Origin of the sequence: Desulfofarcimen acetoxidans DSM 771 (genome assembly GCF_000024205.1) — a bacterium.
In the GTDB taxonomy this organism is placed as follows: Bacteria; Bacillota; Desulfotomaculia; order Desulfotomaculales; family Desulfofarciminaceae; genus Desulfofarcimen; species Desulfofarcimen acetoxidans.
This window is the reverse complement of sequence record NC_013216.1, coordinates 2,541,226-2,556,339: the sequence shown is the minus strand read 5'-3', so window position 1 is coordinate 2,556,339 and position 15,114 is coordinate 2,541,226. Positions and strand designations below refer to the sequence as shown.

The window sequence follows — 15,114 nt, the reverse complement described above, 5'->3', positions numbered from 1 at the left end:
TTATCAGAATACAAAATAAATTGCAGGAGAGAGGTGAATGACATGACTGTTGCTTCACAGTTAAAACAAACTATGTCAGTACTTAAAGGAACTGTGAATACCTTGGAGACATTTGCTTCCTATACAGAGAATTCAGAGGCCAAAAAGGTGTTGGACATGAATATTGAAAAAATCAACAGCGTTGTGAAGGACTTTGAAGACAGAATTGGTTTAATCGAATTTGAAGAGCCGCAATACAAGGGCTTTTAAGTGTTTTAAGAAAATAAATTAAGGGGAAATTAATGTGTCAGAGGGATTAATGATTATACTTAGATCCGTAGGTTTATTGGCTTTGCTGCTGCTTATTATACGTATTATGGGTATAAGACAGGCTTCACGCATGACTTTATTTGACTTTGTTTGGTCTGTGGTATTAGGAGTTACGGTGGCGTCTATCGGCTTAAACATAATAGACAATTTGTTATTGGGCTTAACTGTTTTGCTGGTGTGGAGCCTGCTGCCGGCATTGGTACATATTCTGGCTCTTAAATCGAAAAAATTTCGTGAGATTGTTCATGGAAAAGAAACTGTATTGATCAATAACGGAAAGCTGTTGGAAGACAAGTTAACACAAGTTCGTTTGACTTCTGAAGATTTATTAAGCCAGTTGCGTAAAAAAAGTGTATTTAACTTTGCTGATGTTGAGTTTGCTGTTTTAGAGCCTGACGGGGAAGTAAGCGTACTGCTGAAAAAAGACAAGCAGCCTGTTTCAGCTAAAACTATGGGTATAGCCATGGGGCAAGAAACATCTCCGCAAACGGTAATACTCGACGGTATTATATTGAACGAACCCCTGGCCTCAATGGGGCTCAATAAAAGCTGGCTGGCCGCGGAACTGGACAAGCTGGGGGTAGCTACTGAAAATGTATTTATGGCCCAGGTTGATTCCTATGGCCAGTTATATTTGGACTTATTTGATGATGCAATAAATCTTCCCCAACCTAAAACCAAAGAACTGGTTTTTGTTAATTTAAAAAAGTGCCTGGCTGATTGTGAATTATACGCCCTGGGAACAAATGATTCTAAAGCCAGGTCTATGTTCAGTGAAGCTGCTGATACATTAGGCAGTGTAGTGATGGATTTAGAACCCTGGTTAAAAAAATAACGCGGGCTGGATTAGATAATTAAACTGAATGGGGTGCTGTTATTGTCAAATCAGAAATTAAAGAAATTAACAATGGTTCAACAGGAATATAAAAAGTTTGCCCAAATTAGAGAGCCTCAGAGACCGGTGTTGATGAATTGCGCTCGGGCTTTTCTGGTGGGTGGCACTATTTGTGTCTTTGGACAACTTATTCAAGGTTTTTTTGTCAACCACTTTGGTTTCACTCAAAAAACTGCGGGTAATCCTACTGTAGCCGTACTCATTCTAATCTCAGTAATTCTTACTGCCCTGGGAGTATATGATCATATTGCACAGTGGGCGGGTGCCGGTACTGCCGTACCTGTAACAGGCTTCGCCAATTCCATAGCTGCGGCAGCCATTGAACACAGGAGTGAAGGATTTGTTCTGGGTGTAGGCGGCAATATGTTTAAATTGGCCGGTTCCGTGATTGTTTTTGGAGTTTTTGCCGCCTTTGTGATTGCTTTGATAAAAACACTGCTTACCATGCTGGGAGGAGCCTGATATGCTGCGCGGACATCAAACCTGGGTATTTTCCAGTAAACCTTGCATTATTGCTTCAAGCGCTATAGGTGGGCCTTTTGAGGCACAGGGGGCTCTGTCCGGTGATTTTGATATTTTGCACGATGACCTGTGGCTGGGCCAGACGACTTACGAAAAAGCTGAAAAAAAATTGTTGGAAGATGCCTGTGAAACGGCTATTCAAAAAGCCGGTTTAAAAAAAGAAGATATTCAGTTTTTTCTTTGCGGGGATTTAATGAACCAAATAGTATCCAGCAGCTTTGCAGCCAGAACCTTGGGCATACCGTTTTTCGGTCTTTACGGCGCCTGCTCTTCTTCCATGGAAGGCCTTGCTCTGGCAGCTTTGCTGCTAGACAGTAAAGCTGCCAAATATGTATTGTGTGCTACCGCCAGTCATAATGCTTCTGTGGAAAAACAATTTCGCTACCCTACTGAATACGGTTCTCAAAAACCACCTACAGCCCAGTGGACGGTGACAGGGGCAGGTGCCGCTATTCTGGCTCCAAAGGGCCAGGGACCGAGAGTCAAGGCTGCTACTATTGGCAGAGTAGTAGATATGGGCATAACTGATCCTTTTAATATGGGTGCTGCCATGGCGCCTGCTGCGGTTGACACTTTGGAGGCTCATTTCAGGGATACGGGTCTTGGGTTTGATAATTATGATCTTATTGCTACAGGCGATTTAGGCAGAGTTGGCAATACCATTGCTGTTGATTTACTTAAAAAACATGGTTTACCTGTACCGCAGGATAAATTTACTGACTGTGGTTTGCTCATATACAAGGAAGACCAGCCGGTAATGGCGGGAGGCAGTGGCTGTGCCTGTGCTGCAACAGTTACATATGGCCATATTTTTAACCGGATGAAAAAAGGTGAACTGAAAAAAGTTTTGATTGCCGCTACAGGCGCTCTTTTGTCTCCTCTAACCTTCCAGCAAAATGAGAGTATTCCCGGTATTTGTTACGCAGTCAGCTTTGAATATGATGGGGAAGGATGATTCTTTTGATATTTGTTTGGGCTTTTTTAATCGGTGGTTTGATTTGTGTTATAGGTCAGTTGCTGATGGATGTGGCCAGGCTCACTCCGGCTCACACCATGACACTTCTGGTGGTATCAGGGGCTGTGCTGGGTGGTCTGGGGTTGTACGAACCTCTGGTTGAATTTGCCGGTGCCGGTGCTACTGTGCCAATAACCAGTTTTGGCAATTCTCTGGTTCACGGCGCTTTGACGGAGGCTAAAACTACCGGTATGGTAGGGATATTAACCGGGATATTTGAAGTTACCAGTGCCGGTATTTCAGCTGCAATTATTTTTGGTTTCATGGGCGCGCTGATTTTTAGGCCTAAAGGTTGATGCGTTGCATGAGCTTTATGGTCAATAACCAGGCTGTTTTTCAGACCGATTCAGCTGCATTTTGAATATCGGTTTGCATGGTTTGCTAAGGAGATTTATAATATGCTTATATTTAATATTTGCATATTGGCTCGGAGGTTTATATAGATTATGATTTGATTAGATGAAAAAGTTTGGATTATAACGGTAATTCGGAGGTTTAACATGGGTTACGATCTGATTGTGGTTGGTGGTGGGCCGGCCGGTATGCTTGGAGCTGCAGCGGCTGCTGAGAAAGGACTGAAAGTTGTTCTGCTGGAAAAAAACGAAAAGCTGGGTAAGAAGCTGTATATTACCGGCAAAGGCCGCTGCAACGTGACCAATAACGGTGATATGGATGATTTTTTGCGCAATATTACAACCAATAAGAAGTTTTTATACAGCTCTCTTTATAGCTTCAGCAATCAGAGCTTGATAGAGCTTTTGCATTCTTTGGGAGTTAAAACCAAGGTTGAAAGAGGCAGCCGGGTATTTCCGGTATCTGATAAATCAAGCGATGTGATAAAAGCGCTCAGCAGGCATTTGCACGAAAATCACGTGGAAGTCAGGCTAAATACTGAGGTAAAACGGGTAACTCAAGAAGGAAGCTGTACAACAGGTGTAATGCTGCGAAATGGGAGCCTGGTAAAGGGTCAAAAAGTGCTATTGGCTACCGGCGGTTTATCTTATCACCAGACCGGTTCAACCGGGGACGGCTATAGGATGGCCGGTCAATTAGGGCATTCTGTTATTGAACCAAAGCCTGCTCTGGTTCCTCTGGTGTGCAGAGAAAAATGGGCCAAAGATTTGCAAGGTTTGACCCTGAAGAATGTATCTGTCAGTGCTGTGGTAAACAATCGTGCGGTAACAGAACAGTTCGGAGAACTGCTTTTCACACATTTCGGGGTTTCCGGCCCGGTTATACTGAGTATTAGCAGTTATTTAAAAAATTACTGGTCACAGGCTCCGGTAAAGCTGTGGGTTGATTTAAAACCCGCTCTCTCAATAGAACAACTGGATATGCGGCTGCAGAGGGATTTTCAAACCTATCAGAGCAAGCACCTGAAAAATGCACTGGATGATTTGCTGCCGCAAAGAATGATACCGGTGATTATAGGTTTATCCGGGTTGGATGAACACAAACAAATTAATCAAATTACTAGATTAGAACGTGACAAGCTGGCACATACATTTAAAAATATTACTATTACTGCAACCGGCACCAGACCGCTGGCGGAGGCTATTGTTACAAGCGGCGGCATTAATACTAAAGAAATTAATTCTTCAACTCTGGAATCAAAACTTATTAAAGGCTTATACTTTGCCGGTGAAGTTATCGACGTGGACGCTTTAACCGGAGGTTATAATTTGCAAATAGCTTTCTCTACCGGTTATTTGAGCGGCAGCAGTGCCGCTCAAAATTAAAGGTAAGAGTCTATTTCTTTTTCTATGGCTGTAACTTCTTCTTCCGTTAGCTTACGGCTTAATAAGTTGGTTAATGCTTTAATGGAAGCTCCCACAGCTATTCTCCTGATATCGGGTTTTTCTGCAGCCGGCTCAAAGACTTTTCTCGGCTCATATTTAGCTGACGGCAGCCCGGGACTCATTTGTTCAGCCAGCATGTCCAGTGTCGGAGGTTCACTTTCTCTTTCAACAGCCGGTTCGAAGTCCCCGAATTCCGTGTTCCTGACAAAGCCGCTGTTAAAAGATTTATTTTCGGGCTCGCTAAAGGCATTCTTTTCTTGAAGCCTTTTAGCTTTGGCCTTTTCTTTTTTTTCAAAAAATATTGAGTGCTGTTGTGCAATAATTTCTTCAACTTCCGCCAGTTCGCCTTTATGTGCTTCCAGAAATATAAATTTATCCGGTTCGTACTTTTGCGCGATTTCTATTAAATCATGCTGGTTGGCAATAAGAGCTTGCAAAGCGGGGAACACCTTAATGGGGACCTTAGCCAGATCCTGATCATAATTAAAACCGCTGGCTGTTAATTCAGGTGTTTTTTTCTTGGTTTTGGCCATGCAATCACGTCCTTTAGAATGAGTTTTTGCCAAGCTTAATTTTAATACAGTCAAACGGTATAGTACAAGACCAATTATCCCTGAGATAAGGTTATAAAATTCTTCGTTTTAAAAAGGATAATAATGATATTGGTAGAAAATTAGCCTAATTTAGTTTTATTGAAGTATTTTTCGGTTAAAATATTATTGCATTTTGTTTGTTGTTTTGCTAATATTTATTTGGTGTTAGCACTCGCTTCTCATGAGTGCTAGTAATTAGTGAAAAGAGTTCTTTATATTATGGTAAAATTATGCTTACAATGAATTTATTGTAATTTAAGGTCGGTATTGCATAATTTCCGATGAGCGCGAGCGCCTGTGGCTGTTCGAAAGTTGCTTAAGGCGACTTTCTTGAAATAATAAGTATTTTTAAATAAAATCTTGGAGGTGTATTGTATGTCTGTTAATCTTGAATCGGAAAATTCCGGATCCAAACAGGAGACCAGGGAGTTTCAAGCTGAGGTCAAACAACTTCTGGATATAGTGATTAATTCTTTATATACTGACCGGGAAATTTTTTTAAGAGAGCTTATTTCCAACGCAGCGGATGCTTTAGAAAAGTTCCGCTATGAAAACATTATCAATAAAGATGTAAGTGATCCTGATTTGCCCCTGCATATTTCTATTGAGTTAGATGAGAAGGAAAAGCTTCTGATAATTTCAGATACCGGTATTGGCATGACAGGTGATGAATTAATAGAAAACTTGGGTACTATAGCTCATTCCGGATCTAAGGCTTTCATTAAGTCTATGGCAGATAATGACAAAAAGGATCTCAATTTAATCGGCCAGTTTGGTGTCGGTTTTTATGCCGCTTTTATGGTGGCCAGGAAAGTTACCGTATTGACAAAGTCCTATCAACCTGAAGCACAGGCATATGAATGGTCTTCTGAGGGTATGGGCAGTTATGCTGTCAAAACAGCCGGCGGCATCACAAGGGGAACCAGAATAATATTGGAACTCAAAGAGGATGCCCTAGACTTTATCAAACCGGAAACCGTTAAGCGTATTATCAAGCAGTACTCCAGTTTTGTGGCCTTTCCGATTTTTATTGGTGAAGAGAAAGTTAATACCGTGGAGGCCATTTGGACAAAGAATAAGAATGAAATTAAAGATGATGAGTACAACGAATTCTACAAATTTATCGGCAATGCTTATGATGAACCTTTTTATCGACTGCACTTTAACGCCGATGCGCCTTTAACCATTAATGCCATATTATTTGTGCCAAAAAACAATTTGGAACAGGTTGGCTTTGGCAATTTGGAGCCGGGAGTAAATTTATACTGCCGCAAGGTTTTAATTCAGCAGCATTCGGAGGGAATTTTACCGGAATGGCTTCGTTTTGTCAAAGGTGTGGTGGACAGCGAGGAAATACCGCTGAACATATCTCGCGAGACCATGCAGGACAGTGCCCTGATGGCAAAGCTGCGCAAAGTGCTTACCGGCAGATTTTTAAAATTCCTGGCTGAGCAGGCCAAATCCGATCCGGAAAAATACTCTGAATTCTATAAAGAATTTAGCAGGTTTCTCAAAGAAGGTGCAACATCTGATATTGTACATCGCAAAGATATTGTCAAGCTGCTGCGTTTTGAGTCTTCCAAGACAGAGGATGGAAAGTATACCTCTTTTGAGGATTATCTATCCAGAATGAAAGAGGAGCAGAAATACATTTATTATATTAACGGTCCCAGCCGTGAATTTATTGAGGCCGGGCCTTATCTGGAAATGTTTAAGGCAAAGGATATTGAGGTTATTTATACCCATGAAGCGGTCGATGATTTTATCATGACTCATGTGGGAGAGTTTGAGGGTAAGAAACTTATTTCTGCTGACCAGTCTGAGTTGGAGCTGCCGGAAACTGAAGCTGAGCTTGAGACAGGGGAAGATGCGCTGGACAGCGATACCATAAAAGCCTTATCGGAATGGTTAAAGCAAGCTCTTGGTGATAAAGTCAGCGAGGTAAGGGAATCAAAACGATTGGTGGACAGCCCGGCTGTTTTATTGAACATGGACGAGTTTATGACCAGCAGTATGCAGCGGGTGATGCAGGCAGTGCATAAGGACTATATGCATATGGGCAAAAAAGCTTTGGAAATTAATCCCGGGCATGAATTAATTAAGAGATTATCAGCACTGCGTGAAAAGGACGAGGAATTTGCCAGGTTGGCTGCTGAGCAAATATATGATAATGCTCTTGTCTCGTCAGGTCTGTTTGTTGACCCTCGCCTGATGGTCAGCCGCATGTACCGTATTCTTGAGAGGGCATTACAGCAATAGGTTTGTTAAACTGTAAAAAATAGCCCTGCGGCTTTAATAGCGGCAGGGTTATTTTTTTTAGACTAGGAAACTCTCATGAGCATTAACTCATAGAATAGCATAAAAATGAAAACATTTTCGTGAAGAAATTATGCTTATGATGGAGCCATGGATAAATCATTGTTTAATGAAGTGCAAATTTATGTTGCATAAATAAGGTTAGTATTGCATGATTTTCTATGAGATTCATATGCTGCAGTGAGCACCGCGGAGAATGAAAACGGTACTTTTGAGTTTATTTTCAGAGTAGCACAAATGCCTATGGCTGCAAGAAAGCCGCTTAAAGCGGCTTTCTTGCAGGTCAAGCTTGAAAAACAGGTAACAACTATGTAATATGTGTATATGGTAATGTAGGGGGTGGGCAGATGCGGGAAATAGTATTGCCAGAACTGGTTGCTGAATTGGATGACGCGTTAATTCTGGTTGTAACCAGCTCCGGTGACGGTTTAATGGGTTTATTTGAAAGAATATATCGTAAAGAGGAAATTGATTACAGGGTTAAGTGGGAATTAATTAAGAAAGATGATAAGAACTACCTTATAGGTCTGTTAGTACTATGGGATTCTGAAAAGGATCCTGTAACTATCGGTTTTTCTCAAGAGCTGTGGAATTTTTTGTCTATTATCAGGCAAAAAGGACAGTTGATTTTGATGGTTGACTGGCGAATATTAGAGGAAGGTTTAACCTTTGAAGGAGAAATAATGGATACTATTCTTCCCAAGGCAATGGTTATCAACGATGCCGAAACAGGTATGGATTTTCTATTAAAACAGGTAATAGATGAAGTATTAAGCAGCGAACCCCAGGAAAAGCTGTATGAGTTGCTGGATATTCTGAGACCCGCTGCAGCTCCCAATTTTCTAAACTGATTGCTTTAAACATCAAGTTTTGTTGCTCTGAATCTTTTGTAAAAATATAAGAAAATCGCAGTTACTATCAGTGTCAAACTTACCAGTTGAGCCACTCTTATATGCCCTAGCATTAAACTGTCTGTGCGTAAACCCTCAATAACAAATCTGCCTGTCGAATACAGTCCCAGGTAGATTAAGAGTATTTCACCCTGAAACTTTTTACGCGTCAGACGGGTTGTTAGGAAAACGAAAAGGCTAAAATTCCACAGTGATTCGTAGAGAAATGTCGGGTGAAAATAACTTCCGTTGATATACATCTGGTTTTTAATAAATAATGGGAAATGATTGATGAAGTTTTCGCTAACCGGTCCCCCGTGTGCCTCCCGGTTAATAAAATTACCCCAACGGCCAATGCTCTGTGCCAGTACAATACCCGGTGCGATAAGGTCTCCTGTACCCCAGAAGCTTAGGTTTTGTTTTTTTACATAAAGATAACCGGCTGTAATGCCTCCCAGTAAGCCTCCGTGAATAGCCAACCCTCCATGCCATACAGCCAGTATTTCCCATAAATTTTCCCGGTATTGACTCCATTGAAAAATTACATAATACAGTCGTGCTCCGATAATGCCTGACGGTATTGCTACGGTTGCTATGTTTAAGATATGTTCAGGATTTACACCTGCTTTTTTAGCATTATGATAGGCAACTATTAATGCGCTTAAAAAGGCCAGAGCCATAATTACTCCGTACCAGTGAATAGGAAAAACTCCTATAGAAACGGCCACAGGATCAATCATATTACCGACAACTCCTTTATATATCAACATGCTTATATAATACTTGATTTTTTACAAGCCTACAACAATTAAACCTTTAACAAAAATGTTTAGACTAAAAAATTTTCCGTTTACTTGTAAATATAACTATTTAAACTCTAAATAAAGCTATTAACACATAAACTCTTAAAACTTTTAGTGTTTTACCGTATTATAAGAAATAACTTGAAGAACACATACGCCCTCCTTAATTATATATTCTAATTTACAACCCCCTAGTTTTAGGGGGCTTATTATTTTAGTGGTTGTATTATAATCTAGCCTCTTTTTACAGATAAAATAATTCAATCTGTAAAACATTTATAAATTTAATAGGTGCTTAAATATGATACAATAGTGATTGGAAAGGGGGCTCTAAGAAAAATGAATCTAACCACGCCCAAAAAACCTGATTTTAATGAGTTCCGCAAGCTTTTTATGGAGCAATTGAGCCTGATCAGCGGGAATAATATAGATGATCCGTTTTTAAAATGGCAGGAAACGGGTAAGAGGGAAACACGCTTAAAGCTGTTGGAGAATTTTTATGCAAAAATAGTAGAATTATACGGCTTAGAAATTGAACAAAATGCGTCATTAGTAGATTTAGACGGTTATATTGAAAGTGTGATCGTTCAAATCCATCATACCTGTTCAACCATGTACCTGGTCGAAAGAATAAATGATAAAATACGTGCAAAAATGAACTGAGCGGGGGAGTAGTTGATGAATATTCAGGAAGTAAGAGTAACCAATAAGTTTTCCCTGCCAGATCCCAGGGGAGAAGAAATATTATATGAAATAAAGAATGCTCTGGGCATTAATAGTGTACAAGAAGTAAGAACAACCAGGGTTTATCGTTTTGAAGGAATCAGTGAGGACAATGCTTTATACCTGGCTAAGAATCTTTTAGCTGAGGAAATATTTCAAATATGCCAGGTCAATGCCCCTGTTATAACGGGAGCGGACGTATGGCTGGAAGTTGCTTATCAGCCGGGAGTAATGAACCCTGAGGTAGCTTCGATCATCAAATCGGTCAAGGATTTGGGGATTGAAGATTTGCTTGCCGCTGATTCGAGCAAGGAATATTTTTTTTGGGGACAGGATATTAGCGTAGATGAGATTAAGTTAATCACTGATAAGCTGCTGGTTAACGCCACTGTGGAAAGAGTGGTAACTGTAAAACCTGAGACCCTGCTGATTTCGGGTCAACCGGGCACTACCGGGACAATAGCTGTGCGAAAAATGAATGATCAAGAGCTTATGCAGCTCAGCAAGGATAACTTATTTTTGAATCTGGAAGAAATGAGGGTTATCCAGAACTATTTTATTTCTATTGACCGAGATCCCACTGATTGTGAAATCGAAACTATAGCTCAAACCTGGTCAGAGCATTGTGGTCATAAAACTTTCCGGGCCAAGCTGATGGTTGACGGCAAGGAGAAAAAACCATTGCTCAAGCGGTTGCAGGAAGCTACAATAGAGGCCGGGCACCCGCTGGTGCTTTCTGCTTTTGTGGATAACTCCGGAGTTATGCGATTTTATGAAGGTCAGGCCATATGCGGCAAGGTGGAGACACATAATTCACCCTCAGCCATCGAACCCTACGGAGGCGCTATGACCGGCAGCGGGGGAGTGTTCAGGGATGTCATGGGTACCGGACAGGGTGCCAAAGTTATTGCCTCTACGGATATGTTTTGCTTTGCTCCACCCGATATGCCTGCGGAGGTTATTCCTGCCGGTTGTTTGCATCCTCATTATTTGCTGCGCCGTGTAGTGGCAGGTGTGCGTGATTACGGCAATCGGATGGGTATCCCTACGAACAACGGTTCGGTCCATTTTCATCCGGATTTCAGGGCTAAGCCAACAGTGATAGTCGGCGCTTATGGTTTGTTGCCGGCTGAACGCTGTCAAAAGGCCAGTCCCCAGGCGGGAGATGTTGCCCTGGTATTAGGTGGGCGCACCGGTCGTGACGGTATTCACGGGGCAACATTTTCCAGCGCGGAGATGACAGACATGACTATAACTGTAAATTCAAGCGCTGTTCAAATAGGTCATGCAATAGAGGAAAAAAGGACCAGCGATGCTATTTTAGAGGCCTCCCAAGAGGGTTTAATCCGTGCCATAACTGATTGCGGCGCCGGTGGCTACGGCTCTGCATTGGGTGAAATGGGTGAAAAAATTGGGGTTAAGGTATTTTTGGATCGGGTACCTCTTAAATACCCTGGTCTCAACCCCTGGGAAATCTGGTTGTCGGAAAGCCAGGAGCGTATGGTATTGGCTGTAGCGCCCGAGAACATGGACAGGGTTATGGCTATTTGCAGGAATTATAATGTTGAAGCAACTGCCATAGCTGAGTTTACAGGTGACGGACGCTTACTGGTAACCTATAACGGTGAAAATGTTTGCGATCTGGACATGGAATTTCTGCACAACGGGTTGCCCCAACGGGTTATGCAGGCAGCCTGGGTAAAAGAAGATTATGAGGAGCCTCAATCACCGGATATTGTTTTTGATAGTGCTGCTGCCGGCTGCGGAGAGGTTGTCAATCTGAGCAATGTCAGGGAGAAGATTTACCAGGCGGTTATGTCTCACTTGAATGTATGTTCTAAGGAACCAATTGTCAGGGTTTATGATCATGGGGTACAGGGGTCAAGTGTTTTACCGCCCTTTACCGGTATTTTCCAGGATGGGCCGAATGACGCAACTATTATTTCCCCTCTTTTGGATAAGCCCTATGGAGCAATAATCAGCCATGGATTAAATCCCGTTTTAAATAAAATACACCCTTATCACGGCAGCCTATGGGCGGCGGTAGAGGCGGTTTCCAATGCGGTGGCTGCAGGTGCCAACCCCGAAGATTTAACATTGATTGATAACTTTATCTGGCCTTTCCCTGATGAGGAATCTTTGGGCGCTCTGGATATGTCGGTAGACGCCTGCGTGGATTTTGTTAAGGTTACCGGGATGCCTTTTATTTCAGGCAAGGACAGTTTATCCAGCACTTACAGGGGTAAGGACGGGACTGTGTTGAAGATTCCTCCCGTTCTGTGCGTCTCCGTGTTTGGACGCATAGCAGATGTGCAAAAAACAGTTTCTTCGGATTTCAAATATACTGGCAGTCAAATTGTGCTCCTGGGTGAGAGGAGAATTTGCGAGATGGCCGGATCAGTTTATTATGATTTGGCCGGCTACACTGGCAGCAACCTGCCCAAGATTAATTTGGAAAAGGTGAATAAGGTTTTCCATGTACTTCACCGGGCTATTTCCGGCGGTGCAGTGCCGGCCTGCCATGATATCAGTGAAGGGGGCCTGGCGGCGGCTCTGGCTGAAATGTGTTTTGGAGGAAATGTGGGAGCCGAAATTTCAATTCCGGCAGGGGAAAACCCTGAATATTTCTTGTATAACGAGACTGCCGGTTGCTTTATGGTTGAAATTCCTGACGGTATGGACGCTGCCGAACTATTTGCCGGTATTCCTTATTATGTAATAGGAAAAACTGTTGAGAAATTGTCTGTTGAAATCCTTTATGAGGGCAGAGAGCTTTTTGATGTTTCTCTCAGCAGTCTGAAAGCTGCCTGGCAGCAACCTATGAAGGGGGTATTTCGCCAGTGAAACCCAGAGTTTGTATTTTAAGAACCGACGGAACCAATTGCGATTTGGAAACATATCATGCTTTTGAAATAACGGGAGCTAATTGCCGTCTGGTGCATGTTAATCAACTCAGAAACGGTGAGCAATCACTCTCGGAATATCAAATTCTGGCAGTACCAGGCGGTTTTTCTTACGGTGACGACATTCACTCAGGAAAAGTGCTGGCTGTAGAGCTAACTTCTTTCTTAAAGGAGCAAATGCTGCAGTTTATAAACTCTGATAAACTTATTCTGGGTATATGTAATGGTTTTCAAGTTTTGGTAAGAACTGGACTTTTGCCTTTTAAAAACCTGGGCAACATAGATGCAGCATTGATGGAAAATGATAGCGGTCGTTTTGAGTGCAGGTGGGTTAATATGGGCATAGAAAAGACTAAGTGCGTTTTTACTGAAGGAATGGAAGGAAAGGTTGTCAACCTTCCGGCTGCCCACGGAGAAGGCAAGTTCTTTTCCGATATAGATAAGTTAAAAATTATAGAATCTAATCGGCAAGTGGTTTTTCGCTATGTTCAGGAAGCAGGTGCAGTCACTGCTGATTATCCTGCCAACCCCAACGGTTCACTCAACTCCATTGCCGGTATATGTGACGATACAGGCAGAATACTCGGACTTATGCCGCACCCTGAAAGGTTTGTTAAATTAACCCAGCATCCTAACTGGCGTAGGCTAAAGAAGGGGGAGGCAGACGGTTTGGCAATTTTTCATAACGCAGTGAAGTATTTTCAAGCAAATTAGAATGAAAAAGGTGAAGCTAGGTGATCCTGAGAAAGGCTAAGATTTCTGATGTGGAGGCTATTCACAGCCTGGTCAATCATTTTGCCGGAAAGAGATTAATGCTGGGCCGCTCGCGGGCTATGCTTTACGAGAATCTGAGGGAATTTACCGTTGCCGAAAAAGATAATATAATCATCGGAGTTGGCGCGCTGCATATAATATGGGAGGATTTAGCCGAGATACGTGCTCTGGCAGTCTCATCCGAGTATTTTAAACAGGGCATAGGGCGTGAGCTGGTTAAAATATTTTTAGATGAAGCACGAGATCTAGGCATAGTCAAGGTATTTGCATTAACCTACCAGCCAGGCTTTTTCAAAAAATGTGGTTTTACGGATATTGACAAGGATTTATTGCCTCAGAAAGTCTGGAAAGAATGTGTTAATTGCCCTGAATTCCCTAATTGTGATGAAAAAGCGGTTCTAATTGAATTGCCCGTAAAAAATGAGAGCAAATAGTATGTTAGCCCATTTGACTAACAACAATTGCTCAATCACTGAAAAAACCCGTATCACTATGAGAGTGGTACGGGTTTTTGAGTATTCTGGGAAATTATGTTTATTATAAATCCGTAGATAAGTTAAGGTTATATTACATAATTCTCAACGAGCACCTGTGGCTGCTCGAAAGTTGCTTTAAGTGACTTTCTTGTTGATTTTGATTTTCTTTAGACGGATTAATCTAATTTTTTAATTTTAATCACGCATTTTGCAATTAGATATAGTCAATTTATGTACTGGAAAATAAATACTATAATTCAATCATACTCCACAAGTATATTTATGGAATAATTAACTATAATTTAACATATAAATATTTATGGGGGTGATATCTTGTATAGATTTAAAATAGGGTTTATAGCAGTTATTGAAAGTGTTGTCTTTTTGACCGGAAGTTTTATTCTGATCAGTATTTTAGGATTTCTTCTAGCCATAATTTTGAAAAATTCATTTGTACCGTACTTTCTCTTAAGTTGTTGGTCAATTGTGGGGCTGCTGGTACTGGCTGCTCTGGCCAAAGCACTTTGGGAAGGAAAAAGATTTATAGAAATATTCGACAGATTTGATGATAAAGAAGAAAATTCGGGAGTTGCCAGGGTATATTCAGGCATGTAACTGTTTTTTACATAAAAAAACATAAATAGAACAATGATATTATTGCTTTGTACTAATGTATGTATTATAATATGGTATTGTTAGAGCAATATGAAAATAAGAGTAAGTACAGTGGATAGTCGCTGCTTTTCCAGGAAAAGTAGAGGAAAGTCGAGACACGCACACTGCTGTAAAAGGCAGTGTAGTTTGGTGCCTGGTGTAAGCCAGGGCAGGGTGACCTGACGACGGCGAAAATAACTCGCTGGAGTTAGTAGTAGCCATAAAGTGCCACAGAAACTATTTCACCGGGTGACCGGTGAGTGCAAGGGTAAACTCCACCGGCGTGCAACCCAAATAGGCAGTTTTACTGCGGGTAGGGGCACCCCTTAATCGGGGAAGAAAGCGCAAGCTTTCTTAGATAGATGACTATCATAACAGAATCTCGCTTACAACTGTACTTAATAATTTTAAATAACGTCCTGCATGCAGGACGTTATTTTGT

16 protein-coding genes and 1 other RNA gene are annotated in these 15,114 nt (G+C 41.6%); 15 read left to right on the top strand and 2 right to left on the bottom strand.

The window, feature by feature from the left end:
• The first annotated feature begins 42 nt into the window (after positions 1-42).
• The 6 genes from DTOX_RS11665 to DTOX_RS11640 all read left to right on the top strand — a co-directional run bounded on the left by DTOX_RS11665 (position 43) and on the right by DTOX_RS11640 (position 4,480).
• A complete protein-coding gene (locus DTOX_RS11665) occupies positions 43-249 on the top strand; it encodes a DUF1657 domain-containing protein (protein ID WP_015757895.1) in 207 nt (68 codons plus the stop codon).
• A 34-nt stretch (positions 250-283) separates the two neighbouring features.
• Positions 284-1,144, top strand: coding sequence for a DUF421 domain-containing protein (locus tag DTOX_RS11660; RefSeq protein ID WP_052292938.1), 861 nt, complete (start codon positions 284-286; stop codon positions 1,142-1,144).
• Between the two features lie 42 nt (positions 1,145-1,186).
• Positions 1,187-1,666 (top strand): stage V sporulation protein AC, encoded by a 480-nt coding sequence (gene spoVAC / locus DTOX_RS11655; RefSeq protein ID WP_042315750.1) that lies wholly within the window; start codon positions 1,187-1,189, stop codon positions 1,664-1,666.
• Between the two features lies 1 nt (position 1,667).
• The gene (gene spoVAD, locus DTOX_RS11650) at positions 1,668-2,681 is read left to right on the top strand and encodes a stage V sporulation protein AD (RefSeq protein ID WP_015757892.1); all 1,014 of its coding nucleotides are present in this window, start codon (positions 1,668-1,670) and stop codon (positions 2,679-2,681) included.
• Entirely contained in the window at positions 2,678-3,037 is a 360-nt protein-coding gene (gene spoVAE / locus DTOX_RS11645) for a stage V sporulation protein AE (protein WP_015757891.1), read from the top strand. The genes spoVAD and spoVAE overlap by 4 nt, the downstream gene beginning before the upstream one ends.
• A gap of 204 nt (positions 3,038-3,241) precedes the next feature.
• Entirely contained in the window at positions 3,242-4,480 is a 1,239-nt protein-coding gene (locus DTOX_RS11640; RefSeq protein ID WP_015757890.1) for a BaiN/RdsA family NAD(P)/FAD-dependent oxidoreductase, read from the top strand.
• Here DTOX_RS11640 and DTOX_RS11635 read toward each other — a convergent pair.
• Complete coding sequence (locus tag DTOX_RS11635; RefSeq protein ID WP_015757889.1) at positions 4,477-5,073, bottom strand: hypothetical protein; 597 nt, start codon at positions 5,071-5,073, stop codon at positions 4,477-4,479. The two genes, DTOX_RS11640 and DTOX_RS11635, sit on opposite strands and share 4 nt — an antisense overlap.
• Positions 5,074-5,508: 435 nt before the next feature.
• On the opposite strand from DTOX_RS11635, the gene htpG reads away from it, so the two are divergent.
• The 3 genes from htpG (at position 5,509) to DTOX_RS11625 (ending at position 8,300) form a co-directional block, all read left to right on the top strand.
• Positions 5,509-7,392 carry a molecular chaperone HtpG gene (htpG, locus tag DTOX_RS11630; RefSeq protein ID WP_015757888.1) on the top strand — a complete coding sequence of 628 codons (1,884 nt, stop codon included), beginning with the start codon at positions 5,509-5,511 and terminating at the stop codon, positions 7,390-7,392.
• A 237-nt stretch (positions 7,393-7,629) separates the two neighbouring features.
• Entirely contained in the window at positions 7,630-7,764 is a 135-nt protein-coding gene (locus tag DTOX_RS24830; RefSeq protein ID WP_278184551.1) for a hypothetical protein, read from the top strand.
• A gap of 32 nt (positions 7,765-7,796) precedes the next feature.
• The gene (locus tag DTOX_RS11625) at positions 7,797-8,300 is read left to right on the top strand and encodes a hypothetical protein (RefSeq protein WP_015757887.1); all 504 of its coding nucleotides are present in this window, start codon (positions 7,797-7,799) and stop codon (positions 8,298-8,300) included.
• A gap of 5 nt (positions 8,301-8,305) precedes the next feature.
• Here the strand turns inward: DTOX_RS11625 and lgt are convergent, their stop codons facing one another.
• Entirely contained in the window at positions 8,306-9,079 is a 774-nt protein-coding gene (lgt, locus tag DTOX_RS11620; RefSeq protein ID WP_015757886.1) for a prolipoprotein diacylglyceryl transferase, read from the bottom strand.
• Between the two features lie 402 nt (positions 9,080-9,481).
• Between lgt and DTOX_RS11615 the strand changes: the two genes are divergently transcribed.
• The 6 genes from DTOX_RS11615 to rnpB all read left to right on the top strand — a co-directional run bounded on the left by DTOX_RS11615 (position 9,482) and on the right by rnpB (position 15,066).
• Positions 9,482-9,805, top strand: coding sequence for a hypothetical protein (locus tag DTOX_RS11615; RefSeq protein ID WP_015757885.1), 324 nt, complete (start codon positions 9,482-9,484; stop codon positions 9,803-9,805).
• A gap of 15 nt (positions 9,806-9,820) precedes the next feature.
• Positions 9,821-12,709 (top strand): phosphoribosylformylglycinamidine synthase subunit PurL, encoded by a 2,889-nt coding sequence (purL, locus tag DTOX_RS11610; protein ID WP_015757884.1) that lies wholly within the window; start codon positions 9,821-9,823, stop codon positions 12,707-12,709.
• Entirely contained in the window at positions 12,706-13,482 is a 777-nt protein-coding gene (gene purQ, locus DTOX_RS11605; protein ID WP_015757883.1) for a phosphoribosylformylglycinamidine synthase I, read from the top strand. The genes purL and purQ overlap by 4 nt, the downstream gene beginning before the upstream one ends.
• A gap of 20 nt (positions 13,483-13,502) precedes the next feature.
• Entirely contained in the window at positions 13,503-13,976 is a 474-nt protein-coding gene (locus DTOX_RS11600; RefSeq protein ID WP_015757882.1) for an N-acetyltransferase, read from the top strand.
• Positions 13,977-14,351: 375 nt separating this feature from the next.
• Complete coding sequence (locus tag DTOX_RS11595) at positions 14,352-14,633, top strand: hypothetical protein (RefSeq protein WP_015757881.1); 282 nt, start codon at positions 14,352-14,354, stop codon at positions 14,631-14,633.
• A gap of 107 nt (positions 14,634-14,740) precedes the next feature.
• Positions 14,741-15,066: RNase P RNA component class B (gene rnpB / locus DTOX_RS22240), an RNA gene on the top strand.
• Positions 15,067-15,114 lie beyond the last annotated feature (48 nt).